General features: G+C 66.8%; 22 protein-coding genes. 8 read left to right on the top strand and 14 right to left on the bottom strand.

The features are described 5' to 3' along the window. Positions 1-415: 415 nt before the first annotated feature. A complete protein-coding gene (locus ACQR10_RS06245) occupies positions 416-1,309 on the top strand; it encodes a DMT family transporter (RefSeq protein WP_316215697.1) in 894 nt (297 codons plus the stop codon). On the opposite strand, the gene ACQR10_RS06240 is transcribed toward ACQR10_RS06245, so the two are convergent. From ACQR10_RS06240 to ACQR10_RS06230, 3 genes are all read right to left on the bottom strand, one after another. Continuing rightward, positions 1,272-3,557, bottom strand: a complete 2,286-nt coding sequence (locus tag ACQR10_RS06240; RefSeq protein ID WP_316215698.1) for a CHASE3 domain-containing protein — start codon at positions 3,555-3,557, stop codon at positions 1,272-1,274. The two genes, ACQR10_RS06245 and ACQR10_RS06240, sit on opposite strands and share 38 nt — an antisense overlap. A gap of 122 nt (positions 3,558-3,679) precedes the next feature. After that, positions 3,680-5,998 carry a CHASE3 domain-containing protein gene (locus tag ACQR10_RS06235; protein WP_316215699.1) on the bottom strand — a complete coding sequence of 773 codons (2,319 nt, stop codon included), beginning with the start codon at positions 5,996-5,998 and terminating at the stop codon, positions 3,680-3,682. Between the two features lie 456 nt (positions 5,999-6,454). Then, positions 6,455-7,120 (bottom strand): BA14K family protein, encoded by a 666-nt coding sequence (locus ACQR10_RS06230; RefSeq protein ID WP_316215700.1) that lies wholly within the window; start codon positions 7,118-7,120, stop codon positions 6,455-6,457. Between the two features lie 163 nt (positions 7,121-7,283). Here ACQR10_RS06230 and ACQR10_RS06225 point away from each other — a divergent pair, with 163 nt between their 5' ends. Next, positions 7,284-7,694 (top strand): NADH:ubiquinone oxidoreductase subunit NDUFA12, encoded by a 411-nt coding sequence (locus ACQR10_RS06225; protein ID WP_315800436.1) that lies wholly within the window; start codon positions 7,284-7,286, stop codon positions 7,692-7,694. Positions 7,695-7,782: 88 nt separating this feature from the next. Here the strand turns inward: ACQR10_RS06225 and ACQR10_RS06220 are convergent, their stop codons facing one another. Continuing rightward, complete coding sequence (locus tag ACQR10_RS06220; protein WP_316215701.1) at positions 7,783-8,481, bottom strand: DJ-1/PfpI family protein; 699 nt, start codon at positions 8,479-8,481, stop codon at positions 7,783-7,785. A 172-nt stretch (positions 8,482-8,653) separates the two neighbouring features. Here ACQR10_RS06220 and ACQR10_RS06215 point away from each other — a divergent pair, with 172 nt between their 5' ends. The 5 genes from ACQR10_RS06215 (at position 8,654) to ACQR10_RS06195 (ending at position 12,873) form a co-directional block, all read left to right on the top strand. After that, positions 8,654-9,595: a GlxA family transcriptional regulator gene (locus ACQR10_RS06215; RefSeq protein WP_316215702.1), complete on the top strand. Its 942-nt coding sequence runs from the start codon at positions 8,654-8,656 to the stop codon at positions 9,593-9,595. Positions 9,596-9,705: 110 nt separating this feature from the next. After that, the gene (locus tag ACQR10_RS06210) at positions 9,706-9,996 is read left to right on the top strand and encodes a hypothetical protein (protein ID WP_316215703.1); all 291 of its coding nucleotides are present in this window, start codon (positions 9,706-9,708) and stop codon (positions 9,994-9,996) included. 144 nt (positions 9,997-10,140) lie between these two features. Continuing rightward, positions 10,141-10,899, top strand: a complete 759-nt coding sequence (locus tag ACQR10_RS06205) for an SDR family NAD(P)-dependent oxidoreductase (protein ID WP_316215704.1) — start codon at positions 10,141-10,143, stop codon at positions 10,897-10,899. 23 nt (positions 10,900-10,922) lie between these two features. After that, positions 10,923-12,173 (top strand): NAD(P)/FAD-dependent oxidoreductase, encoded by a 1,251-nt coding sequence (locus ACQR10_RS06200; RefSeq protein WP_316215904.1) that lies wholly within the window; start codon positions 10,923-10,925, stop codon positions 12,171-12,173. A 31-nt stretch (positions 12,174-12,204) separates the two neighbouring features. Then, positions 12,205-12,873 (top strand): amino acid ABC transporter permease, encoded by a 669-nt coding sequence (locus ACQR10_RS06195; RefSeq protein WP_315780581.1) that lies wholly within the window; start codon positions 12,205-12,207, stop codon positions 12,871-12,873. A 162-nt stretch (positions 12,874-13,035) separates the two neighbouring features. On the opposite strand, the gene ACQR10_RS06190 is transcribed toward ACQR10_RS06195, so the two are convergent. From ACQR10_RS06190 to ACQR10_RS06150, 9 genes are all read right to left on the bottom strand, one after another. Next, positions 13,036-13,917 carry a transporter substrate-binding domain-containing protein gene (locus tag ACQR10_RS06190; RefSeq protein ID WP_316215705.1) on the bottom strand — a complete coding sequence of 294 codons (882 nt, stop codon included), beginning with the start codon at positions 13,915-13,917 and terminating at the stop codon, positions 13,036-13,038. Between the two features lie 131 nt (positions 13,918-14,048). Then, complete coding sequence (locus tag ACQR10_RS06185) at positions 14,049-15,062, bottom strand: Na+-dependent transporter (protein ID WP_316215706.1); 1,014 nt, start codon at positions 15,060-15,062, stop codon at positions 14,049-14,051. Positions 15,063-15,164: 102 nt separating this feature from the next. Then, on the bottom strand, positions 15,165-16,229 hold the full coding sequence (locus ACQR10_RS06180) for a ketopantoate reductase family protein (RefSeq protein ID WP_315800176.1): 1,065 nt from the start codon (positions 16,227-16,229) through the stop codon (positions 15,165-15,167). A 261-nt stretch (positions 16,230-16,490) separates the two neighbouring features. Beyond that, a complete protein-coding gene (locus ACQR10_RS06175) occupies positions 16,491-17,105 on the bottom strand; it encodes a YitT family protein (RefSeq protein WP_316215707.1) in 615 nt (204 codons plus the stop codon). A gap of 25 nt (positions 17,106-17,130) precedes the next feature. Beyond that, entirely contained in the window at positions 17,131-18,297 is a 1,167-nt protein-coding gene (locus tag ACQR10_RS06170; RefSeq protein ID WP_315800174.1) for an amino acid aminotransferase, read from the bottom strand. 191 nt (positions 18,298-18,488) lie between these two features. Continuing rightward, positions 18,489-18,824, bottom strand: a complete 336-nt coding sequence (locus ACQR10_RS06165; protein WP_315800173.1) for a hypothetical protein — start codon at positions 18,822-18,824, stop codon at positions 18,489-18,491. Between the two features lie 72 nt (positions 18,825-18,896). Continuing rightward, positions 18,897-19,253 carry a cupin domain-containing protein gene (locus tag ACQR10_RS06160; protein WP_315800172.1) on the bottom strand — a complete coding sequence of 119 codons (357 nt, stop codon included), beginning with the start codon at positions 19,251-19,253 and terminating at the stop codon, positions 18,897-18,899. 181 nt (positions 19,254-19,434) lie between these two features. Next, the gene (locus tag ACQR10_RS06155) at positions 19,435-20,397 is read right to left on the bottom strand and encodes an alpha/beta hydrolase (RefSeq protein WP_315800171.1); all 963 of its coding nucleotides are present in this window, start codon (positions 20,395-20,397) and stop codon (positions 19,435-19,437) included. Between the two features lie 45 nt (positions 20,398-20,442). Next, complete coding sequence (locus ACQR10_RS06150; RefSeq protein WP_316180775.1) at positions 20,443-21,216, bottom strand: SDR family NAD(P)-dependent oxidoreductase; 774 nt, start codon at positions 21,214-21,216, stop codon at positions 20,443-20,445. 212 nt (positions 21,217-21,428) lie between these two features. Here ACQR10_RS06150 and ACQR10_RS06145 point away from each other — a divergent pair, with 212 nt between their 5' ends. Next, positions 21,429-22,415: a DUF2155 domain-containing protein gene (locus tag ACQR10_RS06145; RefSeq protein WP_315800169.1), complete on the top strand. Its 987-nt coding sequence runs from the start codon at positions 21,429-21,431 to the stop codon at positions 22,413-22,415. Positions 22,416-22,422: 7 nt separating this feature from the next. On the opposite strand, the gene aat is transcribed toward ACQR10_RS06145, so the two are convergent. Continuing rightward, a complete protein-coding gene (gene aat / locus ACQR10_RS06140; RefSeq protein WP_316215708.1) occupies positions 22,423-23,103 on the bottom strand; it encodes a leucyl/phenylalanyl-tRNA--protein transferase in 681 nt (226 codons plus the stop codon). Between the last annotated feature and the right edge of the window lie 45 nt (positions 23,104-23,148).

The following is a 23,148-nucleotide window of genomic DNA, read 5'->3' as shown; positions in this document are numbered from 1 at the left end:
TCGAGGGAAGCGGCCGGCCAGACCCGAAACATGACTGTGCGCCGAACCGGGCCGGAAGCTAGGACGACTCCGCTTCCCCCGTCAAGGACTAGTGGGGGTTCCCTAACCAAACACTAAATATGGGGGAAAGTACGGGATAACCAGGGCGTGTGCCGGTATCGTGATGGCCGTAACTATCGGCGAGTCCTCGCGGATTCGAAACCGGAAAAATTTGTTCGGAGCGCTGTCCACAGGGCTTCGTCCCGCTGTTCACAGGGACAGATTTATTCGCGTGCAAACGGCGTGTTTCGCTTGCATCAGCGGGACTCACGGGCGCCTACGGAGCGTTCGCGGGGCAGGCATGCCCCACAATCCCTGGTGTGGCCGGGAAAACGCCGGCAAGGTCGTCCTCCCCACGGACGGCGCCGGTGATTCCATGACAGACAAGCCAGTGGCCAGCGGGCGGATCACGCCCGCCGGGCTGATGTTCCTCGCCATCACCTCGCTCGGCTGGGGCTTCAACTGGCCGGTCACCAAGCACCTGGTGGGCGTGCTGCCGCCCTTGACCCTGCGCGGCACCACCGGGGTGGTCGGCGCGCTTCTCCTGGCTCTGCTGGCCGTCATCCGCAGCCAGAGTCTTTACGTGCCGCGCGAGGTCTGGCCGCGGCTGATCCTGGCCGGGATGCTCAACGTCACCGCCTGGATGGTGCTGATGGGACTGGCGCTGCTGTGGCTGCCGGCGGGTGAGGCGGCGTTGATCGCCTACACCATGCCGGTGTGGGCCTCGCTGCTGGCCTGGCCGATCCTCGGCGAGCGGCCGACGCTCTTGCGCGTACTGGCGCTGGTGCTGGCGTTCGCGGGGCTGGCCGCGATCATGGGCAGCAACGGACTCAACGCCAGTCGCGACAAGCTGCCTGGGATCCTGATGGTGCTCGGCGGCGCGTTCGGCTTCGCGCTCGGCACGGTGATGGCCAAGAAGCTCCCGATCAGGCTGCCGCCTTTGTCGGCCGCGGCCTGGCAGATCGGCATCGGCTGCGTGCCGATCGTGATCGTGGGCTTCGCGGTCGAGCATTCCGACTGGACGAAGCTCGATCGGCTCGACTGGGCGCTGATGTTCTATTCCACCGTGATCCAGTTCTGCGTCGCCTATGTCGCCTGGTTCGCGGCGCTGTCGCGGCTGCCGGCCTCGGTGGCGGCGATCGGCACCATGGCGGTGCCGGTGATCGGCGTCCTGGCCTCCGCGATCGCGCTGCGCGAGCCGCTCGGGGCAGGGCAGGTGGCCGCGCTGGCCTTCACGCTGGCCGCGGTGGCGATGGCGACCCGCGGCTAGCGCCAGCCGGCTTGCCGTCCAGCGCGCGTCGCACCATCTGCGCAAGCTCGGCGCGGCGATAGGGCTTGGTCAGCAGCAGCGCGTCCGGCACGAGCTGCCGGTTCTCGACCATCTCATCGCCGGTATAGCCGGAGGTGTAGAGCACGGGGAGCGCGGGGCGCGTCGTCATGATGGTTTCGGCGAGCTGCCGGCCGCTGATGCCGCCGGGCATGATGACGTCGGTGAACAAGAGGTCGAAGGGCTGGTTCTGCGCGGCGATCGCCAGCGCCTCCGAGGCCTGCGAGGCGACGAGGGTGGCGTAGCCGAGGCCTTGCAGCTGGGCGAGCACGAAGTCGCGCACCAGCGGATCGTCCTCGACCACCAGGATCGTCTCACGGCCATGCGGCAGTGCCTGCTCGTGCTCCGGCTCGGTCTGTTGCGCCGCCTGCGCCGCCGGCAGATAGAGCCGGATCGTCGTGCCGCGGTTCTGCTCGCTCTGAAGCTTGACGTGGCCGCCGGACTGCCTGACGAAGCCATAGACCATGCTGAGGCCGAGACCGGAGCCCTTGCCGGCGTCCTTGGTGGTGAAGAACGGCTCGAAGGCGCGATCCTTCACCTCGGCCGGCATGCCGCTGCCGGTGTCGCTGACCGCGACCATGACGTAGGAGCCCGGCACGACGCCGGGATTGGCCGCTGCATCGGCCGCGTCGAGCGTGGTCTTCGCCGTCTCCAGCAGCAGTCTGCCGCCGTCGGGCATCGCATCCCGCGCATTAATCGCCATGTTGACCAGCGCGTTCGCGAGCTGCGCGGAGTCGACATGGGCGATGAGATCCTCGTCGGCGAGAACGGTCCTGATCTCGACCTGCTCGCCCAGCGTCGGCCGCAGCAGCTTGGCGATGTCCTCCACCGTGGCGTTGACGTCGATGTCGCGCGGACGCAGCGGCTGCTTGCGGGCGAAGGCGAGCAGATGCCGGATCAGCTCGGTGCAGCGATCGGTGGCCCTGCCGATCAGGGCCGCGAACTCGGCCGCCGCCGGCCGGTCCTGCACCGCGTCGATCAGGACCTCGATCGACCCGGTGATGATCGTCAGCATGTTGTTGAAGTCGTGCGCGACGCCGCCGGTGAGCTTGCCGATGGCATCGAGCTTCTGCGCCTGCTGCAGCAGGCGCTCGGTCTCGTGCACGTCCGTGACGTCGTGATACACCAGCGCCGCGCCGCTGATCGCGCCTGCGGAGTTGCGCAGCGGCCGCCCGCTGACCATCAGGCGGAACTGCGGCCGGCCGTCGGTCGGCTTGACCACGACCTCGCGGCGGTCGAACGACCGCCCGCACAAGGCGCGCGCGATCGGGAGCTCCTCGTCGACAATGCGGGTGGCGGCGTCGCTCTCGTAGAACTGGTTGGCGGCCAGCATCTCGGCGAAGGTCTTGCCCACATTCGTTCCCAGGAAACGTCCCATCGCCTGGTTCGACAGCATGATGGTCCCTTCGGGATCGACGACGAGGACGCCCTCGGCCATGCTGTTGAAGGTGTTCGTGAGAATGGCGGAGAAGCGGCGCAGCTCGTCATAGGCGGCGGCGAGATCGCTGCGCTGCTGCACGGCCTGGGCTTCCAGCGAGGTCGCGGTCTCCCGTGACAGGGTGAGGGACGAGCGCAGCGCCCGGTCGGAAAGATGAGCGCGCCGGACGAGATAGCCCGACATCAGGAGCAGCAGGCCGACGCCGGCGAGGTCGATCGCCAGCAGCCAGGACCCGGTTCGTCGCGAGATCGTGGCGCGGTCCGCCAGCAGCCGGCGCTCGTCGTCGGTAAAGGCGTCGAGCGCCTGGTTGATCGTCGTCATCGCCGCCGGACCGGCCGCGCTCGCCGCCAGCGCCTGCAGGCCGTCGCGATCGTTCGCCGCGTGGCGACGGATCAGCTCGCCGGCAAGCTGGATGCGCCGCTGCACGATGCCATAAATTGCTCGCAGCCGCTCGCTCTGCGAGGAATTGTCCCGGACGAGCCCTCGCAGGTCGGCCCAGGCCGCAGGGATGAGTCCGCTTGTCTCCTGAAACTCTGCGATGAACCGGTCGGCTCCGGACAAGGCGAAGCCGCGCGAGGCCGCTTCTGACTGACGCAGCAGGACGCGGAGCTCGGAGGATTTCTCCAGCACCTCCATCGTGTGCTCGACGAGGGCGGTATCGTTGCGCGCCTTGATGTCCAGTGCCGTCGACGCGGCGCCGATCGCGAGCAGAGTTCCAAGGCCGAGCCCCAGCACCACGCGCCGGCGGATCATCGGTGGCCTCCAATGGCGCGGGATGCCGTCGTGTCCTGCCAACTGCATGGGAAGGTTTCCATCGGAATTTTTTGGCGCCGAGCTCCGGGACGATCGCAGTTCCGATCCGCGCGATGGTCGAGTCAGGAGAAGTGAGCGCGCGTCGGCACGTCCTCGGAAAAGGCATTCTCGGCCAACGCATCATCGGCCAGGGCGTCATCGGCGGGGTCTGCCAGCGCGAGCCGCACCATCTTGGCGAGCTCCGACTTGCGATAGGGCTTGGTGAGCAGGAGCGCCGCCTGGTCGAGGCGGCCGTGCTCGACCATCGCGTTGTCGGTATAGCCGGACGTGTACAGCACCTTGGTGCCGGGCCGCTGCCGCAGCGCCTCCTCGGCGAGCTCCTTGCCGTTGACGCCGCCGGGCATGATGACGTCGGTGAACAGGAGATCGAAGCTTTGGCCGGAGTCGATCTTGGCCAGCGCCTCGACCCCGGTCGATGCGGTGATGGTCTTGTAGCCGAGGCTCTGCAACTGTGACACGACGAAATCCTGCACCAGGGGATCGTCCTCGACGATAAAGATCGTCTCCTCGCCGCGCGGCGGCGGCGGCTCGGGCGGAGCAGGGCTCGCAGCCTGTCCCTTGGGCACGGGGATGTAGAGCCGGATCGTGGTGCCCCGTCCTTCCTCGCTGTAGATCTTGATGTGGCCGCCGGATTGCTTGACGAAGCCGTAGACCATGCTGAGGCCGAGGCCGGAGCCCTTGCCGGCTTCCTTCGTCGTGAAGAACGGCTCGAAGGCGCGGTCGCGGACCTCCGGCAACATGCCAGTGCCCGTGTCGCTGACGGCGACCATGACATAGGGCCCGGGCGTCACGCCGGCGTTGGCTGAGGCATAGGCCTCATCGAGCACCACCCGGCGCGATTCCAGCAGCAGCTTGCCGCCATTGGGCATCGCGTCGCGGGCGTTGATCGCCATGTTGACCAGCGAGTTGGCGAGCTGCGCCGAATCGATGTGCGTGATCAGCGTCTCGTCTTCGAGGATCGAGTTGATCTCGATCTGCTCGCCGAGCGTCGGACGCAGCAGCTTTGCGATGTCGAGAATCGTGCTGTTGACGTCGCTGTCGCGCGGATGCAGCGGCTGCTTGCGGGCAAAGGCGAGCAGATGCCGGATCAGCTCGGTGCAGCGGTCTGCCGCCTGTCCGATCAGCGCTGCGGTCGCCGCGGCGGCGGGGCGGTCTTTCACCTCGTCGGCCAGCGTCTCGATGGTGCCGGTAATGATCGTCAGCATGTTGTTGAAGTCGTGTGCGACGCCGCCGGTGAGCTTGCCGATCGCATCCAGCTTCTGCGCCTGCTGCAGCAGCCGCTCGGTCTCGTGCGCCGTGGTGATGTCGTGATAGACCATCGCCGCGCCGGTAATGCCGCCCGCGGCGTCGCGCAGCGGGCGGCCGGAGATCATCAGCCGCAGCGTCTCGTCCCGGTCGGGCCGGTAGACGATCAGCTCGCGGCGGTCGAAGCTCTCGCCCCGCAAGGCTCGCGGCGTCGGCAGGTCGTGGGCTGCGACAGGCGTCACGCCGTCGCTTTCGTAGACGCGCAGCCGCGCGCGGACGTCGGCCAGATTCTTTTCCGGGCTGTAGCCAAGCAGATGTTCGACCGCGGGGTTCGAGAATACCACGGTGTCCGCGGCATCGATGACGAGCACGCCCTCTGCCATGCTGTTGAACGTGTTCTGCAGGATCTCGGCGGAATGGCGCAGCTTCTCATGGGCGGCGATCAGGTCGAGATGCTGCTGCTCGGCCTTTTCCGCCAGCGAGATGGCCTCGGCTTCGGACCGGACCAGCGACGCGCGCAGCGCACGATCGTGGAGATAGGTCCGCCGGATGAGGTAGAAGGCGATGATCAGCAGCAGCGCGAGGCCGCACAGGTCGATCGTGAGCAACAGCGATCCGGTGGCCTTCGACGTCATCGAACGCTGCGTCAGCAGCTCGCGCTGATCGGCAACGAAACGGTCGAGATGGGCCGTGATCTCGCTCATGGTCGCCGGGCCTTCGGCGCGGCTTCTGAGCGCTTCGAGCCCCGCACGATCGGAGGCGGCGCGCAACCGGATCAGCTCCGCGGCGAGCTCGACCCTGCGGGCAACCAGGGCTTCGGTCTCGGTCAGAAGCTTCAGCGGTTCGGGATTGTCGGCCACGGCGCGCCGCAGCTCGGCCATGGCGACCGGAATTTTCGTGCTGACATCGGCAAACTCCGTCCTGAACTGATCTTCACCGACGAGTGCGTAGCCGCGAGAGGCCGCTTCCGCTTCGCGTAGCAGCAGGCGCAGATCGGAGGTCTTCTGCAGGATGTCGAGCGATGAATTCACCCAGGCCGCGTCGTGGCGCGACTTGATGTCGAGCGCCGTGGACGCGGCGCCGATCGCCAGCAGCGTTCCAAGACCGAGCCCCAATGCGAGGCGCTGATAGGTCATCTGCGTTTCTCAATCATCGACATGTCCGCCAGCTGGGCCGGGGATCATCGCGGCCAGCCACATGCATCCGAGTTTCGATGCAGCTGCGTCCAAGCAGTGAAGATATGTCGGCAAGGCGCGCCTCCTTGTTCGAAGTTCTTGGCGCGTTCGCGGGCGGCAGGCCCAAGCCGCTCACCCGCGGCGTTTGCACTGCGCGAGTCCCGCGAAAATCCATGTGTCCATCAACTGATATCAACCAAGCCTGCGAAGCGGCCAAACGGGCAGAATCACGAGCTGAAACGATATTGGACCGGAACGGGCCGATCATCTGCACGTCGCGGGGCACATTTTGAAATATGGGCGAAAATCAGCCTGCAACGTGGCGCATTAGACACAAAACAAACAACAATACGGCACGAAAAAGGCGGCGAGGATAGCCTCGCCGCCTTCTGTTGTCGTAGCTACGATGTCAGACTCTTACGGGCATGGGTGGCGAATGCCATCATAGCCAAGATAAGTTCCCGAAGCCGGATCATACGAGCGGTACCTGCGTGCGCAGTAGCTCGGGTCGACGCCTTCGGTTCCAACGACGGCGACAGGCGCGGAGTCGTCATAGTACGAGTAGTCGGAGTAATAGTCGGGTCCGTAATAATACGGATCATTGTAGTAGGCATAGCTGCTGCCCAACCCGATTCCGACGCCAACGCCGACGCCCGGCCAGAAGCCGCCGCCGCGGTGATGCCAGCCGCCACGGTGGCCGCCCTGCCAGCCGCCGCCACCCCAATTGCCGCCGCTCCAGTTGCCGCGGCCGCCACCGGTGTTGACGGCGACGTTGGCGCCGGCCGCCGGACCGCGACCCGCGAGCGCTGCGCCGCCAACGGCTGCGCGTCCGGCAAAGCTGCCGCCGCTCATGCCGCCGCCACCCGGGCCGGCCGCAAAGCCGCCGCGTCCGCCGCCGCCGATCGCTCCGCCGCCGCCACCGCCGATAGCCGCGCCACCGCCCCCGCCGATGGCGGCACCACCACCGCCGCCCGGACCACGACCGCCGCCGCCGGGACCCTGGGCAAAGCTCGTCGTCGCTGCCGCCAGCGGCAGAATCAGCGCCACTGCCGCCGCAGTGCTCCATGTCTTCAGTCTGGTCATCGCTATCGCTCCATCAGGGGGAAAATGACCTAACCGCAGGCCGCGGATGTCGTTCCCCGCCGCGAACCGATACATCGTCGCGGGCGGAGGTGGTGCAACACTGGACAAGATGCGGGCGGGGTGGCATCAGAACCGGGACCTTCACAGAACCGGCCCCAAGCCCATGAAACAGTTCTTTCTCAAGCTCTTCACGTGGTGGAACGGCCAGACTTTCGGCACGCAATTGTGGACATGGCGCTTCGGCGAACTCGTGGGGCAGGATGCACAGGGTAACCGCTATTATCGGACCGCCGGCGGCAAGATCGATCCGGTGCTGCATTTCGAGCGGCGCTGGGTGATCTATAACGGCCTGGCCGAAGCGAGCCGTATTCCGCCCGAATGGCACGGCTGGATGCATCACATGGTCGACGTGCCGCCGACTCAGGACGGCTACAAGCCGCGCGAGTGGGAAAAGCCGCATCAGCCGAATCTGACGGGGACTGCGCTGGCGTATCGCCCGGCCGGCTCGACCTTGGGCAGCGGTCGCAGGCCAAAGGCCACCGGTGATTATCAGCCCTGGACTCCTGGCGGCTGATTCGACGTCGCGCGAGATGACCTCGATCGGAAGAGGCTGCCCGAGCTCCGGGCGGCCTCTTTGCTTTCGGGAGCCTGCCAAGCCTGCGCTACGTCGGATTGATCCTGAGGGCGGCCGCCGCATGCTCCGCCGCCTCGATTCGCCGCTTCCGGGACGGTGCGATCCGCTCCAGCATGCGTGACACCACCTCGGGCGGCGCCGTGTCGGGGGAACCAGCGGTGAAAGGGGGCGCCGGATTGTATTCGAGCCTGAGCTGGATGGCCTCGGCCGTCTGGCGATCGACCAGCTGCGCCACCAGGGTCAGCGCGAAGTCGATGCCGGCCGTGACACCGCCGCCGGTGATCCGGTTACGGTCGATGCAGACGCGCTCTGTGCTGACGGTGGCGCCGAACAGCGGCAGGCACTCGCGCGCGCTCCAATGGGTCGCCGCGCGATAGCCGTTCAGCAGGCCGGCGGCGCCGAGCGCCAGCGAGCCCGTGCACACCGACGTGACGTATCTAGCCCCTTCGGCCTGGCGGCGGATGAAGCCGATGACCTCGGCGTCGTCGAGGAGGGCGTCGACGCCGAAGCCGCCGGGAATGCAGATCACGTCCGCCTGCGGACAGTCGGTAAAGGTCGTCGTCGGCAGGAGTGTGAGAACTGAGTCGGTCGGGATCGGCTCGATCTTCTTCCAGACCAGGTGCAGCGTCGCACCGGGCACGCTCGAGAACACCTGTACCGGTCCGGTGAGATCGAGCTGGGTCACCTGGGGAAACAGAACGAGAGCGATCGAAATCGGTTGGTGCATGGCGGTGCTCGCAGGTCTGGTGCTTGACGGCGGTCATTCTGCATGGTCCGTTGGATGGCTCATATGCCAAAGTTCCCTCGTTTCCGGACAGATTTGAGATTCCATACTTGAGGTCTCAAACTTAGGATCACGGACTTGGGATCACCGACTTGGGATCACGGAGCCATCCACCATGATCGGCGTGCTCATCTATCCCGATTTTCAGTTGCTCGACGCTGCCGGGCCGATCTCGGTGTTCGAGATCGCTTCGCGCTATGCGCGCGCCGTGCCATCGATCAGGGTCATCGCCGCCACGCCCGGACCCGTGCGGTCGTCATCGGGGGCTGAGATGCTGGCGCGCAAATTCGGTCCGGTGTCGGCGCTGACCACGCTGCTGATCGCCGGCGGCGAGGGTGTGGAAGCCGCGAGCCGCAACACATGCACGCTGAACTTCGTTCGCAAGGTCGCGCAGCGCGGCACCCGGCTTGCCAGCATCTGTTCCGGCGCCTTCGTGCTGGCCGAAGCGGGCCTGCTGGACGGGCGGCGCGCGACCACACATTGGCAGCGCACGCGGCAATTCCTGCGTGCCTACCCCCAGGTGAAGCTCGAGCCTGACAGCATCTATGTCCGCGACGGCAACGTCTGGAGCTCGGCTGGGATCACTGCCGGCATCGATCTCGCACTCGCCATGGTCGCCGACGATCACGGCGAGGAGATCGCGCAGAAGACCGCACGTCAGCTCGTGCTGTACCATCGCCGCAGCGGCGGGCAGTCGCAGTTCTCCTCGCTGCTGGAGCTGAAGGCGCCGAGCGGCCGCTTCGCCGAACTCCTGACCTGGGCGCGCGAGCATCTCGATGCGCCGCTGACGGTCGACGACCTTGCCGAGCGTGCCGGCATGAGCACGCGGCATTTCACCCGCGCCTTCGTGGCCGAGACCGGCACGACGCCGTCAAAGGCGATCGAGCGTCTCAGGCTGGAGGTTGCGCGCGATCGCGTGCAGGCTTCGCATCAGCCGATCGAGCTGGTGGCCGAGGCGACCGGCTTTCGCGATCCTGAGCGGATGCGTCGCGCCTTCATTCGCGCCTTCGGCCAGCCGCCGCAGGCCCTGCGGCGCGCGGCACGTCTCACCGCCTGACCTGCATCAGTGGATTGGAGGCGCGAGCCTCGATCGTCGATGGCAATTGAAACAATTTAAAGTTGTGTATCGTGCGCAGAGCGCGCATACTGAATGTATTGCCATTGTTCATGGAGGATACGATGCGCGTATTTCTGTCCCTGATTTTGTTTGCTGCTGCCGCGCTCGGCAGTGTCGACGGCGCTTTTGCGGCAAAAGCCGAAGTCACCGGAATGTGCGTCTGCAAGAAAGGCGGCAGCACGATCGAGACCTATAGCGAGACGATCTGCGTGAAGAACGATCATGCGGGCTGCACATCCGCGAAGGTCGCCTGCGTGAATGCCTATGCCGCCACCTGCAGCGGCAAGGGCGGCACGATTTCCCAGTCGACCAACAAGTGCAGTGTCGGCGCCAAATGCTGAACAGCTGATCAGCTAGACGTTTCCGAACGTCTGTGACACGCAGACCCGCGCGGCGGACATCGGTGCATGTCCGTCCGCGTGTTGGCATCGGCAGGTGTGAGACCTATAGTCCGCCCCGCGAAACCGAGGGGTAGACGAGGCACGATGCGTGTCACCATCATCACCGGCAGCGGAGCCGGCATCGGCGCGGCCGTGGCGCGCCGCCTCTCCGCGCCGGGACAGGCCGTGATGCTGCACGGGCAGGGGGCCAACGAAGCGGGTCTGGCGCGTCTGCGGGACGTCGCCGCGGCGTGCCGAGAGGCCGGTGCCGAAGTCGAATTTCACTGCGGCGACTTGGCCAGACAGGGCGTTGCCACCGAGCTGGCGGCTGCGGCCCGAACGCGGTTCGGCCGGATCGACGCGGTGGTGCATGCCGCCGGCTTTGCCGACCGCCGCAGCTTTCGCGATCTGCCGCGCGACGGGCTCGACCGCTCGCTCGCCGTGATGCCGGCGGCTTTTCATGAGCTCGCCAGCGCCGCACTCCCCGACCTCATGCGAAGCGCGGATGCGCGCGTCGTCGCGATCTCCAGCTTCGTCGCGCATCGCTTCGTGCCGGGCGGCACCTTTCCCGCCTCGGCCGCCGCCAAGGCGGCGCTGGAGGCGCTGGTGAAATGCCTCGCCATCGAGCTGGCTGCGTGCAGTGGCACCGCCAACGTCGTCGTGCCCGGCTATACGCGGAAGGATGCGGGACGGCTCGGCTCGCTCGATCCGGCGGCATGGCAGACGGCGGCGGCGGCCAATCCACAACGACGCCTCGCCGAGCCCGACGACATCGCCGCGGCTGTCACGTTCCTGCTGGCGAAGGACGCCGGCCACATCACCGGCGCGGTGCTGCCGGTCGATGGCGGCCTGACCCTGATGTAACCAGGAAGATGGATCGAGTGACAATGGAGAGCGTGCAGCAGACAGCCGACGTGGTCGTGCTGGGAGCGGGGATCGTCGGCGTCTCCTCCGCCTACGCCATCCGGGAGCGCGGGCTTTCGGTGGTGCTGGTCGACCGCAAGGCGCCGGGCGAGGAGACATCGTACGGCAATGCCGGCATTCTCTCCTCCGGCTCGATCCTGCCGCTCAACAAGCCATCCCTGTTCAAGGCCCTGCCGTCTTACCTCGGCAACCGAAGTGCAGCGCTGCGCTGGGATCCGGCCTGGACCTTGCGCAATGTCGAATGGGTGCTGCGCTTCCTCGCCAATGCCGTGGAGTCCCGCGTCAGGCCGCGCGCCACCGCGCTGCATGGCCTGATCGGCGCGTCGCTGAAACTGCATCGCGACTGGATCGTTCGCGCCGGCGAACCGCAGCGCATCCGCGAGACCGGCTGGCTCAAGGCATGGCGCAGCGATGCGATCGCCGCCGCCACGGCCGAGCAGGCGTTCCTGGCCGAATACGGCATCAAGAGCGAGCTGCTCGACCGCCAGGGCATTTCCGCGCTCGAGCCGAACCTGCTGCCGGTCTACAAGGTCGGCCTGCTGCACAGCCAGACGGCGTCGGTCGACTCGCCCGGCAACGTGACCAAGGCCTATGCGCGGATGTTCGAGGGCGCTGGCGGCGTGCTGCGGCAGTCGGAGATCAGGGCGCTATTGTCCGAGGGTAACGGCTGGCGAATCGTGCTCGGCGACGGCGAGATCCGCGCCCGCCATGTCGTGGTTGCGCTCGGCCCGTGGTCGCCGGATATTCTCAGGTCGCTGGGCTACCGGGTGCCGATGGCGTTCGAGCGCGGCTACCACCAGGAGTTCACGCCCAATCCGGCGCGCACGCTGCATCGTCCGATCCACGACGCCGAGGGCAGCTTCCTGATGACCCCGATGGAGAACGGCGTGCGCGTCACCTCCGGCGTCGAGCTGACCGATCGCGATGCGCCGTCGAATTTCGCCCAGCTCGAGCAGGTGGTGCCGCTGGCGCGCGGCGTGGTCGAGTTCGGCGAGGCCGTGGCCCAGCCCTGGCGCGGGTCGCGGCCGACCTTGCCGGATTCGCTGCCGATGATCGGGCCGGCGCCGCGGCATTCCGGCCTGTGGCTTGCATTCGGCAACCAGCATATCGGCTTCACCACGGGGCCGGCCACGGGCGCGGCGATCGCCGCGATGATCGCGGGCGAGGCGCCGTCGTTCGACGCCTCCGCCTTTGCTCCGAGCCGCTACCTGTGAGGGGCCGCGACCGCGTCACGCCGGAGCTGCGATGAACTACACCTGGGATTTCGCCATCCTCGCCAAGTACAGCCATCTGTTCTGGGTGGGGCTCGGCTGGACCATGGCCTACACGCTCGGCACCATCCTGCTCGGCTCGGTGATCGGGCTCGTCGTCGGCATCGTCAGGCTGCGCCGCCCGGTCGTGATCGACTGGCTGCTGATCGGCTATATCGAGCTGTTCCGCTGCACCCCGCTGCTGGTGCAGATCATCTGGTTCTACTACGCGTTCCCGGTCGTGATCGGCGTCAACATTCCGGCGCATGTCGCCGCGGTCACCGTGCTGTCGCTCTATGCCGGGGCGTTCTATGCCGAAATCGTGCGCGGCAGCATCGAGAGCGTGCCGCGCGGGCAGTGGGATGCGGCGCGCGCGCTCGGTCTGCGTCCGTGGCGGATGATGCGGCTCGTGATCCTGCCGCAGGCCTTGAAGCCGATGCTGGCGCCCTACGTCAACCAGTCGGTGACGCAGTTGAAGAACACCTCGCTGGTGTCGGTGATCGCGGTGCCGGATCTCGTCTACAACGCGACCTTGATCAACGCCGACACCTACCGGCCGCTCGAGGTCTACACCATCATCGCGCTGATCTATTTCGCGATCCTGTTTCCGGCCACGCTCTTGGGCCGCCGTTTCGAGCGCGGCATGACGTACGACAAGGCGTGAGAGGCTCGGCGTAGCAACATCCTCGCCGTCATTGCGAGCGCAGCGACTTGTCCGCCATAGCCTGAAAGGCGACGGCTGAAGCAATCCAGGGCGGCACGCGTAGGCCTGGATTGCTTCGTCGCTGCGCTCCTCGCAATGACGGCGGAGAGAGCGCAGCTGCGCTTAGATATTCACCTCGACCGGCACGTCCTCGGCCTTGACGCCGGCCAGCCCGAGGCCCTTGATGAACCATTCGCGCATCTGGCCGATGCCGCGGTTGTAGTCGATCCACACCGCGAGGAAGTCGCGCCAGCGCTTGTCGGCCTCGCGGCGCACGCCCATGCTGGAGGGGATCGCGACCGACGGCGACTGCAGGATCTTGTAGGTGCCGAGGTTGGGGTTCTTGGCGATCGCGGTGAGGCCGAGGATCAGTGCGTTGACGACGACGTCGACGCGGCCCGATGCCATCTCCAGCATCACCTCGTCGCGCGACTTCAGCGACTTGATCGTCGCGTTCGGCGCAAAGCGCCGCGCCACCGCCTCATTGGCCGAGCCGACGTCGACGGCGATCTTCACTTCCGGCTTGTTGATGTCGGCCCAGGTCTTGGCTTCCATGCCCTTCTTCAGCATCGCGCCGAACGGATGCGGAAACACCGTGCCGCAGAAGTCGATGACCAGTGCGCGCTGCGGCGTCGGGTTGAGCGCGAAGCCGAGATCGATCTTGCCGGCCTGCAAATCGAGCACCGAATTGCCGTAGGTCGACTCGACATATTCGAGCTTCACGTCGAGCAGCTTGGCGATGTCGTTGGCCATCTCGATCGAGAATCCCGACCACGTGCCGGAGGCGAGATCCTTGTTGAAATAGGGCAGCTCGCCCGGCAGCACGGCGATGCGCAGCACCTTGTTGGCGCGGACGCGGTCGAGCGTGTTGTCGGCGGCCGCCTGCGCCGAAGCCGGCGTCGTCGTCATGGCGGACGCGAGCGCGGCACCGGAGCCGATCGCGAGCGCGTAGCGCAGCGCCTCGCGGCGGTCTTCGGAAATTGTCTGATCGTCTGATGGGGTCACATCATCCTCCTGCACCAACAGGCGCGGAGCGTAGCGCCGGCCTTTCACGCCAGCAACAACCATGTCGGCCTTGATAGTAAGCGGCCGGCCGTCGTCATGCCGGAGCGGCCGCATGCCGCTGCTGGTCTGCCTCATTCCGATGCAGGACTGATCAAGCCGTGATCGGTCCCGCCGGATGGAAGCGGCCTTGGACGCAGGCGCTCGGCGAGCGGCCGCAACAGTTGCGGAGCGAGGTGAATCGGGAACTGGCTCATCGCGAAATACAGCCAGGTGGTGCCGGGGATCGCGCCCTCGGTCGCCGCGAGCATCAGCCCCATGTTGCGCAGCGACACCATCATGCCGAGCGCCATCGCGCGTTCGCGCCCCGCACCGCGAAACAGCAGCATCGTGGTACCAAGCAGCAGGAAGAACACCGCGAAGGCGAGCAGCGCCAGTCCCAGCATGCGGAACGGGCTCGCCGCCAGGTCGGCCAGAAAATGCGCCATGATGGCGGAGGCGAACACGAACAGGATGAGGATGTTGAAGCCGTCGATCGGCGCGCGGTGGCGGCGGATCGCGTCGCTGCCGAAGGCAAGGCGGATCGCGGCCGCCGTAGCCAGCGCGCCCGCAAGGATGGCGGCGAGCTTCAGCCCGAGCGCGGCCGGAGACAGTGACAATGTCTCGCCCAGGAACACATAGGCGAACAGCGGCGCCGTCAGCGGCACCAGCGCGGTCGAGGTCACCAGGGTGATGAGTACGAGCGTCGCGTCGAGCCCCATCAGCGCGGCGAGCGCGGGCGAGGCCATCATCGGCGAGGCCGTCGCCTGCAGCATCAGCGCGAGATGGAGGTCGGGCGCGGCGGCATCGACGCCCGTGGCGCGCGCGATCGTGCCGACCAGCGCCGGCACGGCGACCGTGGTCCAGGCCGTCGCGGCCACCACCAGCAGCGGCCGGCGCAGATGCGCTGTCAGCATCGCGACGTCGACGCGCATGAAGGAGATGCAGAGCAGCAGGAAGATCGCGTGCGTGACGTAGGGACGCGTGAGCTCGCCGAGCGGCGGCACGGCGATTGCCGCCAGCAGCACCGCGACGATGGCGCGGGTGCCCTGGTTGCCGAGCCAGCTCAGGGCCTGCAGAGGAAAAGCGAGAGGCCCGAGGGACGGCATCTTCATTCCGAATGATGGGAATCAATGAACGCGCGAACCATGCGTTGGCCGCGCGTTCATGCAAAGTCACATCTGGTTACGGACGATGTCGGCGCCCGCGCGTCATTGCGCGCTGGAGCCGCCGACCACGATCTTCTCGTTGAGCTTGAAGTCGACCGTCTGCACTGTCTGATCGATCTCGGGGTTGGGCATGCCGAGCTGCTGCGAGATCAGCTTCACCAGAAGGTCGACGCGCTCGATGAAGGGCGCGCCGGCGGCGACGGCGCGCGCGGCCGACGACGGCTTGAGCAGGCTCTCGGCCGCCTTGGCGTATTTCTCGAACGGCACCTGGTCGCTTGGATCGGCGCCGAGCTTGCGCGCGATGGCGTCGACGTGCTCGTAGATCGATTTCGACTGGGCGAGGTTGCCGTGCACGGCGTCGCGGATCGCCTGCGGCTCGCCGCGGGTGATGCAGCGGTAGTTGCCGGTCAGCAGCATCGACCACTTCGCCAGCGGCACGAACAGCGAGTCGAACACCTTCAGCTTCACGGGCACGTCCTGGCCGTCGAGCCTGACCGCGTCGATGTCGCGCTCGAGCTCGCGCAGCAGCGCGTTGTGCGTTTCGTCCTCGAACGCAGCGGCCTTGAAGTTGGTCGGCAGGCCGACATGCAGCACGTTCGCGCCTTCCTCCGGCGGACGGAAGGCCTGCGGATCCGGCGAGCACAGCGTCACCAGCCCGGGCGTGAAGCGTTCCCACACCGCGGGATTGGTGTAGGCCTCGTCGAGGTCGACATTGGCGAGCGCCGGGATGCGCTTGAGATAGGGCAGCGGCGGCATGTTCATGATCGAGAGGCACGGCAGCCTGGCCTCGGCGATCTTCACCATCAGCACGCGAATGGTGTGGTTGGTGTATTGCGGCTCCTGCATCGCCAGGCCGACCAGGTCGTAGCGCGACAGGTCGACACTATCCGGCGTGGCGGCGTCGAGCTTGCCTGGCAGGTCGCGCGAGAAGATCGAGCGGTGCGTCGGCTCGTCGCGCAGCTTGATGCGGACTTCGGTGCCGTCGCGGTTGATCAGCTCCGCCGTTTTCTTGCGGCAGACCAGCGTCACGTTGTGACCGGCCATCAGCAGCTTGGTGCCGAGGAGGGAGCCGTAGGAGGCCCCGAGAATCAGGATGTTGCGTGCCATGCCTTGGTCGTCCCCAGAGATCGGTTCGAGATTTCGCGTTCGCGTTTCTTATTGGTGATCCAGCCGGACCGAAGAGTCCGTCAGGCGCCCCGCAGGGGCGGACGGAGGCGGTAACCCATTGCCTCGGTTGCTGGCATACCAGAGCTTTCATCCCATGGAATGCGCCGTCTGGCAAGGTGCAGCGCACCCAGGCGGCACCCGGCGCGTGTCGCGGCCGAGCCGGCTAGGCGCGATCGACCTTGCGCTTGGAAATCCGGCGGCTCAGCTCAGCGCCATATAGCGCCCGGGCTTGTGGTTGATCGCGATGATGACGTTGACGATCACGATGCCCAGGATCGACAGCGCCAGACGGTTGACCGGGATGACGAAGAACGCGGCGATCATGATGAGGAAGTCGACGGCGAGCTGGAAATAGCCGGCGCGGATCTTCCAGTGCTCCTGCAGATAGAGCGCCAGGATGTTGATCCCGCCGAGCCCGGTGCGATGCCGGAACAGCATCAGCAGACCGGTCCCGGTCAGGCCGGCGCCGATCACCGTGGCATAGATCGGATCGATATGGCTGATGTCGATCCATGACGCCGTCAGCCGTGAGAACAGCGCGACGAGCCCGACCGCGACGAAGGTGCGGATCGTGAATGGCCAGCCCATGCGCCGGACGGCCAACGCATAGAACGGCAGATTGATCAGGAAGAAGCTGACGCCGAAGCCATAGCCGCTGACGTAGCTCAACAGCAGCGACAGGCCGGCGGTGCTGCCGACCAGCAGCACCGTCTTGCTGTAGATGAGCATGCCGAGCGACACGAACAGCGTGCCCAGCGTCAGCGCCATCGCGTCCTCGTAGAGCTTGTGCCGCTCCTGAGCGACGATCTCGGTCACGGCCTTGATCCTTGCAGACGATGGCTCAAAGCGACTTGAACAGGCCGGCGACGCGCGCGACGTCGGCGAGCTTCAGGCCTGCGATGTTGATGCGGCCCGAGGTCGGCATGTACACGCCGTGCTTTTCGCGCAAAGCCATGACCTCGGCCGGCGTCACCGGCAGCAGCGAGAACATGCCTTCCTGGACGCCGATCGCGATCGTGTTGGACCAGCGCCCGCCGAGCGCCTCGGCAAAGCCGCGCCGCAGGCTCGCCAGGCGGAGCCGCATCGACTCGAGCTCCTCGCTCCAGTCGCGTCGCAGATCGGAGCTGTCGAGAATGGTCTTCACGATCGCCGAACCATGGTCCGGCGGCATCGAGTAGCTGGTGCGCGCGATCGCAACGAGATTGGAGCGCGCGGTGTCGGCGGCTGCCTGCGACGTCGCGACGGCATAGAGCGCGCCGGTGCGCTCACGATAGAGCCCGAAGGACTTCGAGCACGACACGGCCACGAGCGCCTCGGGGACGGCCGCGATCATCGTCCGCAGGCCGGCGGCGTCACCTTCGAGCCCGGCGCCGAATCCCTGGTAGGCGGAATCGATCAGCGGCACGAGCCCGCGCGCGGCGATCACGGCGGTGATGCGCGCCCAATCCTCCGCGCGCAGCGGGGCACCGGTGGGATTGTGGCAGGAGGCGTGGATCAGGACGGCGTCGCCGGGCGCGGCGCGCTGCAGTGCCTCCAGCATGCGGTCGAGCTGCAGCGTCTGCGAGGGCACGTCGAAGTAGGGATAGGTCTCGATCTCGAGCCCGGCCGCGGCGAAGATGCCGGCATGGTTGGGCCAGCTCGGCAGGCCGAGCCAGATCTTGCCGGTGCCGGCCTGGCGAACCAGATCGGCTGCGAGGCGCAAGGCGCCGGAGCCGCCCGGCGTCTGCACGCCGGCGGCGTGGACCGGCAAGGCCGTGCCGCCGACCATCGACCACAGCAGGTCGAGGAATGCCTGGTCGCCTTCCGGCGCCACATAGCTCTTGCTGTCCTGGCTCTCCCAGATGATGCGCTCGGCAGCTTTCACAGCGCGGAAGATCGGCGAATGGCCGGCCTCGTCACGATACACGCCGACGCCCAGATCGACCTTGTCCGCTCTCGGATCAGCCTTGAAGATGCCGATCAGAGCGAGCAGGGGGTCATCGGGTTGGTGGGTCAAGCGGTCGAACATCGGGGCGATCCTATTGGAGGATGGTCTCGCCAGACGGCCATGGGCCGTCCTTGCGGGCGACGGGACACTATCTTGGTCGCAGCGCAAAAACAGCGGACATTTCGGCGATGCTCCGCTTCGTCAGTTGCATGGGCGGCCGTTGCGCCCTCAGAACTGGCCCTGGCCTGCCTGAGCGTACTGAGCGACAAGCGTCAGCGACTGCCGTCTGAGCCAGAACGAGGCTCGGGAGACGGCTGTGGGGACTCGTTGCGGATCCTGCTCGCGCGCTTGGCGGCAAGCTGGGAGCGAACCCTGCCATCGACTTTGCGTCCGGTCGCACGCTGCCATGTCCGAAGCTCGGCGGCGGTCAGGATCACCTTCACGACACGCTGGTCTGGACGATCGCCGATCGTGTCGATGACCTCCTGAACGCTGGTCAGCCATTCTTCGTAGGTATCGTGCAGATCTGGGCAGATACGCCTGATATCATCCCACTCCTCGGGCTTGAACCAAGCCAGCGCAATCTCCAGAGTTGGCTCCATGTTCATCCTGCTCACCTGTCCGCTCCGAATGATATCTCAAACTCGCGGAGTCCCGAAGCTCTGACGTCTTTCGGCGAGTCAGATGCGCGGCTTGGGCGCGGGCACCCGGTCGGAGTCGCCTGAGTTCGGTTCGCCCTTGGGTTCGATCAGGAGCACCTTGACCTCTTTGGCCGCGCGCGGCCGATGGACGACGCCTCTGGGAACAACGAACAACTCGCCGGCCTTCACCGTTCGCGAGGGCTGACCTTCGATATCCATTTCCATCTCGCCTTCCAGGACGAGGAAGAAGTCATCCGTCGTGTCATGCTTGTGGAACGGGAATTCTCCCATGAACTTCACGACCATCACGTCATTGTCGTTGTAGTCCGCGACCACGTGCGGGTCCCAATGGCCTGAGAATTGGCTCAGCTTGTCGGCGAGGTTCACGGTCTTCATGCGCGAGTCTCCTGCTGCGAGGAATGAGATGTGGCTGTCCAGTCGTCCCGGCTGGTTTGCACGGGATGTAGCTGTTGCTCGAGCGCGAGCAAGCCGATCTCACACGAGACGACTTCGACCGCATGTGAGCGCGACCCGCGAACTCGCGGGTCGTTGTGTTCCGAGCTCAGCGCGGTAACGCTCAGATGCCGCCGGGCCGATCGAGCTGCTTCAGCCAGACGCCGATGTCGCGCGCCGCGACATTGGCCTGGTCGAGCAGCTTGCCCATGGTGAAGAAGCCGTGGAACTGGCCGGGATGCGTCCGATAGGTCACCGGCACGCCGGCCTCGCGCAAGCGCCGCGCGTAATCGTCGCCTTCGTCGCGCAGCGGATCGGCGCCTGCGGTGAGCACATAAGCCGGCGGGAGCCCGACCAGGGTTTCCGCCTTTGCCGGCGAGGCCCGCCAATCATGGATGTCGGCGGCACTGTTGAGATAATGGTCGCGAAACCAGCGGATCACCGAATGCGTCAGCAACACGCTGGTCTCGGGCTCGCTGTGCGAGGGATGGCTCATCGAAAAGTCGGTGGCCGGATAGATCAGCACCTGGCCTGAGAGCTTCGGGCCCTTGCCGTCACGCGCCGAGAGCGCGACGACGGCGGCGAGATTGCCGCCGGCGGAATCGCCGCCGACGCTGAGCCTGGCTGCATCGATGCCGAGCGCGGCGGCATTGTCGGCGATCCATCGTATGGCCGCGGCGGCGTCGTCGACCGCGGCCGGAAACTTGTGCTCGGGCGCGAGGCGGTAATCGACAGAGATCACGATCAGTTCGCCTTCGTGCGCCAGCGCGCGGCAGACCACGTCGTGCGAGTCCAGATTGCCGATCACCCAGCCGCCGCCGTGATAGAACACCAATCCCGGCGCAAGACCGTTGGTCTGCCGCACCGTTTTTGGCCGATAGAGCCGGGCCGGGATTGCGCCATGCGGGGCAGGGATGGCGAGGTCCTTGACCTCCGCAAGCTCGGGCGGCTCGGGATTGCTGACGACGCGCGCGGCCAGGTAGTAGTCCCGCGCCTCCTGCGGTGTCAGCGTCTCATAGGCCGGCCGACCGGCCTCCTGAAATGCCTTGTAGACGGCAGCGGCATCGGCATCGAGTTGCACGGGCATTGCAAAAACCTGTCGGGTTGAAAAGACGGTCGAGTGGAAGGGACGTCAGGCGGCGGTGCGGCCACCATCGACGGTGTAGGCTGCGCCGGAGACGTAGCTCGCATCATCGGAGGCGAGGAAGGCGACGATCGCGGCGACCTCCGCGCCCTGGCCGAGCCGGCGCGCGGGGACGCGGTCGACGACCTTGTCGGCCGGCACGGGAGCGCCGCTGCGCCCTTCGATGATCGCGCTCAGCATGCGGCTCTCGATCAGCCCGGGGCAGATGCAGTTCACGCGCACATTGGTGCCGGTGCATTCCCACGATGCGCTCTTGGTCAGGCCGATCACCGCGTGCTTGCTGGCGCTGTAGACCGCGATCTGTGGCGAGCCGATCAGGCCGGCGATCGAGGCGGTGTTGATGATCGAGCCGCGGTTCTGCTTCAGCATCACCGGCAGCACGTGCTTGAGGCCGAGAAAGACCCCGACCACGTTGACGTCGAGCACGCGGCGGAACGCCTCCAGCGGATACGCCGTGATCGGCTTGATCTCGCCTTCGATGCCGGCATTGTTGAAGAACACGTCGATGGTGCCGAACCGATTGCAGGCCTGTCGGACATAGGCCGCGACCTGGTCCTCGTCGGTGACGTCGGCGGCCACGGCGAAGGTCTCGGCGCTTGCGGGCAGGCCGGCCGTCGCGGCGGCGAGATCGGCCTCGCGCCGGTCGACGGCGACGATGCGGGCGCCCCGCGCGGCCAGCAGCCGCATGGTCGCGGCGCCGATGACGCCGGCCGCGCCGGTAACGACGGCCACCCGGCCGTCGAGACGGATCGAATCAGACATCGGTTTCCTTCCCTTTGACGCCGGTTCCGTCCGGCTCTTGATCACGACTATCTCATTGGATGAACCGGCTGACCAGCACGCGGCGTGCTGGCAGCTCGCCCTTTCCCCGCCGTATTCGGCATGTTAACGGGAGGGCTGATCGAGAGCGGCGGATGGGTCATGACGCGATTTGATTGTCCCGAACCCCGATTCGCCTGATAAAGCCGCGCGAGATGCACCGAACAATCGTCCTGACCGGTATCGCGGCATTGCTGGCCGCCACATCCCTCACGCTGTCCGTGCCGGCGCGCGCGCAGATCGGTACCATTTTCTCCGATCCGGTTCCGCGCCCGCCGGGCAACATTCCGCGCCGTGGCGAGCCGATTCCGCCTCCCGAGGAAGAGGAGGAGATCCCCGAGCTGCCGCAGGGCCGGGTGCTGCCGGCGCCGACCCGGCCGCCGCCAGGGCAGGGCGCCGCCCTGCCGGGTCCGGTCCAATCCCAGCCGCTGGCGCCGCCGCCGGGAACGACGATTCTGCCACAGAACAATCCTCCGGTCGCGGCCGTGCCGCCGCCCGGCCAGCCGGGGGCTGCGCCCGGTCAGCGGCAGGCGCCGCCACGCGGCGCACCCCAGAATGCGGCGATCCCGCCGAACGGCGCGGTACCGCAAACCCCGGCCACCATCCAGCCGGGCGACGAGGTCGTGACCGAACCGCCGGCGCAGAAGATCGTCAACAAGAAGGCGAGCTTCTCCGGGCTCGACAAGATCACCGGCCGCATCATCAATTTCGACGAGGAAATCGGCGAGACCGTGCAGTTCGGCGCCCTGCGGGTGAAAACCGATGCCTGCTACACGCGGCCGGCCACCGAGGCCGCCAACACCGACGCATTCGTGGAGGTCGACGAGATCACCTTGCAGGGCGAGGTGAAGCGCATCTTCTCGGGCTGGATGTTCGCGGCCAGCCCCGGCCTGCACGGCGTCGAGCACCCGATCTACGACATCTGGCTGGTCGACTGCAAAGAGCCGCAGACCACGGTCGTCAGCGCCGCGCCGGATCAGAAGCCGGCCGCGGCGCCGCAGCCTGCGCAAAAGCGTCCGCCGCAGCAGCGGCAGGCGGCGCCCAGGTCGCCACCGCCGCCGCAGCAGTATCAGACCCAGCAGGTGCCGCCACCACCGCCGCCGCCCCAGGCGGGCGGACCGTTCGGCGGAGTGTTCAGATAACCGGCGCTCAGCCGCGCGCGGCGATGATCGCGAGTGCCTCGGCGCCTGAGATCGGCCGATCAACCGCCAGCCTGGCGAAATTGGCGGCCGGCCCCCTCAGGGCCTTTTCGAGCAGCACGGTGTAGCGCCGGCGCGGGATCTCGAGGGCGCCGAAGGTCTTGAGGTGCTCGGTGACGTATTGGGTGTCGAGCAGCTCGAAGCCGCCGGCGATCAGCCGCGCGACGAGATGCACCAGCGCGACCTTCGAGGCGTCGCGGGTGCGGTGAAACATGCTCTCGCCGAAGAAGGCGCGGCCCAGGCTGACGCCGTAGAGGCCGCCGACCAGCTCGCCATCCTGCCAGCATTCGACGCTGTGGCAATGGCCGAGCGCGTGGAGGCCGCTATAGAGCTCGCGGATGCGCTTGGTGATCCAGGTGTCCTCGCGGCCGGGCTGCGGCGCGGCGCAGCCATCCATCACCGCCTTGAAGGCCTGGTTCACGGTCACGGTGAAGGCATCCGACCGGACCGTGCGCGCCAGGCGCGAGGCGACGCGAAAGCCGTCGAGCGGAATGACGCCGCGCAGCTCCGGCTCGACCCAGAACAAGGTCGGGTCGTCGGCGCTTTCGGCCATCGGGAAGATGCCGCAGGCATAGGCACGCAGCAGGACCTCGGGCGTGATCTCTGACGCTGCGGAGTCGCGCGTATTCATGAGATCAGCATAGCAGGCCGACGTCGGCCGCGCGATGGTCGCGTT

The organism is Bradyrhizobium sp. HKCCYLRH2060, assembly GCF_051168135.1.
In the GTDB taxonomy this organism is placed as follows: domain Bacteria; phylum Pseudomonadota; class Alphaproteobacteria; order Rhizobiales; family Xanthobacteraceae; genus Bradyrhizobium.
Note: the sequence above shows the minus strand (reverse complement) of the source record. Positions and strands in the feature narration are given on the sequence as shown.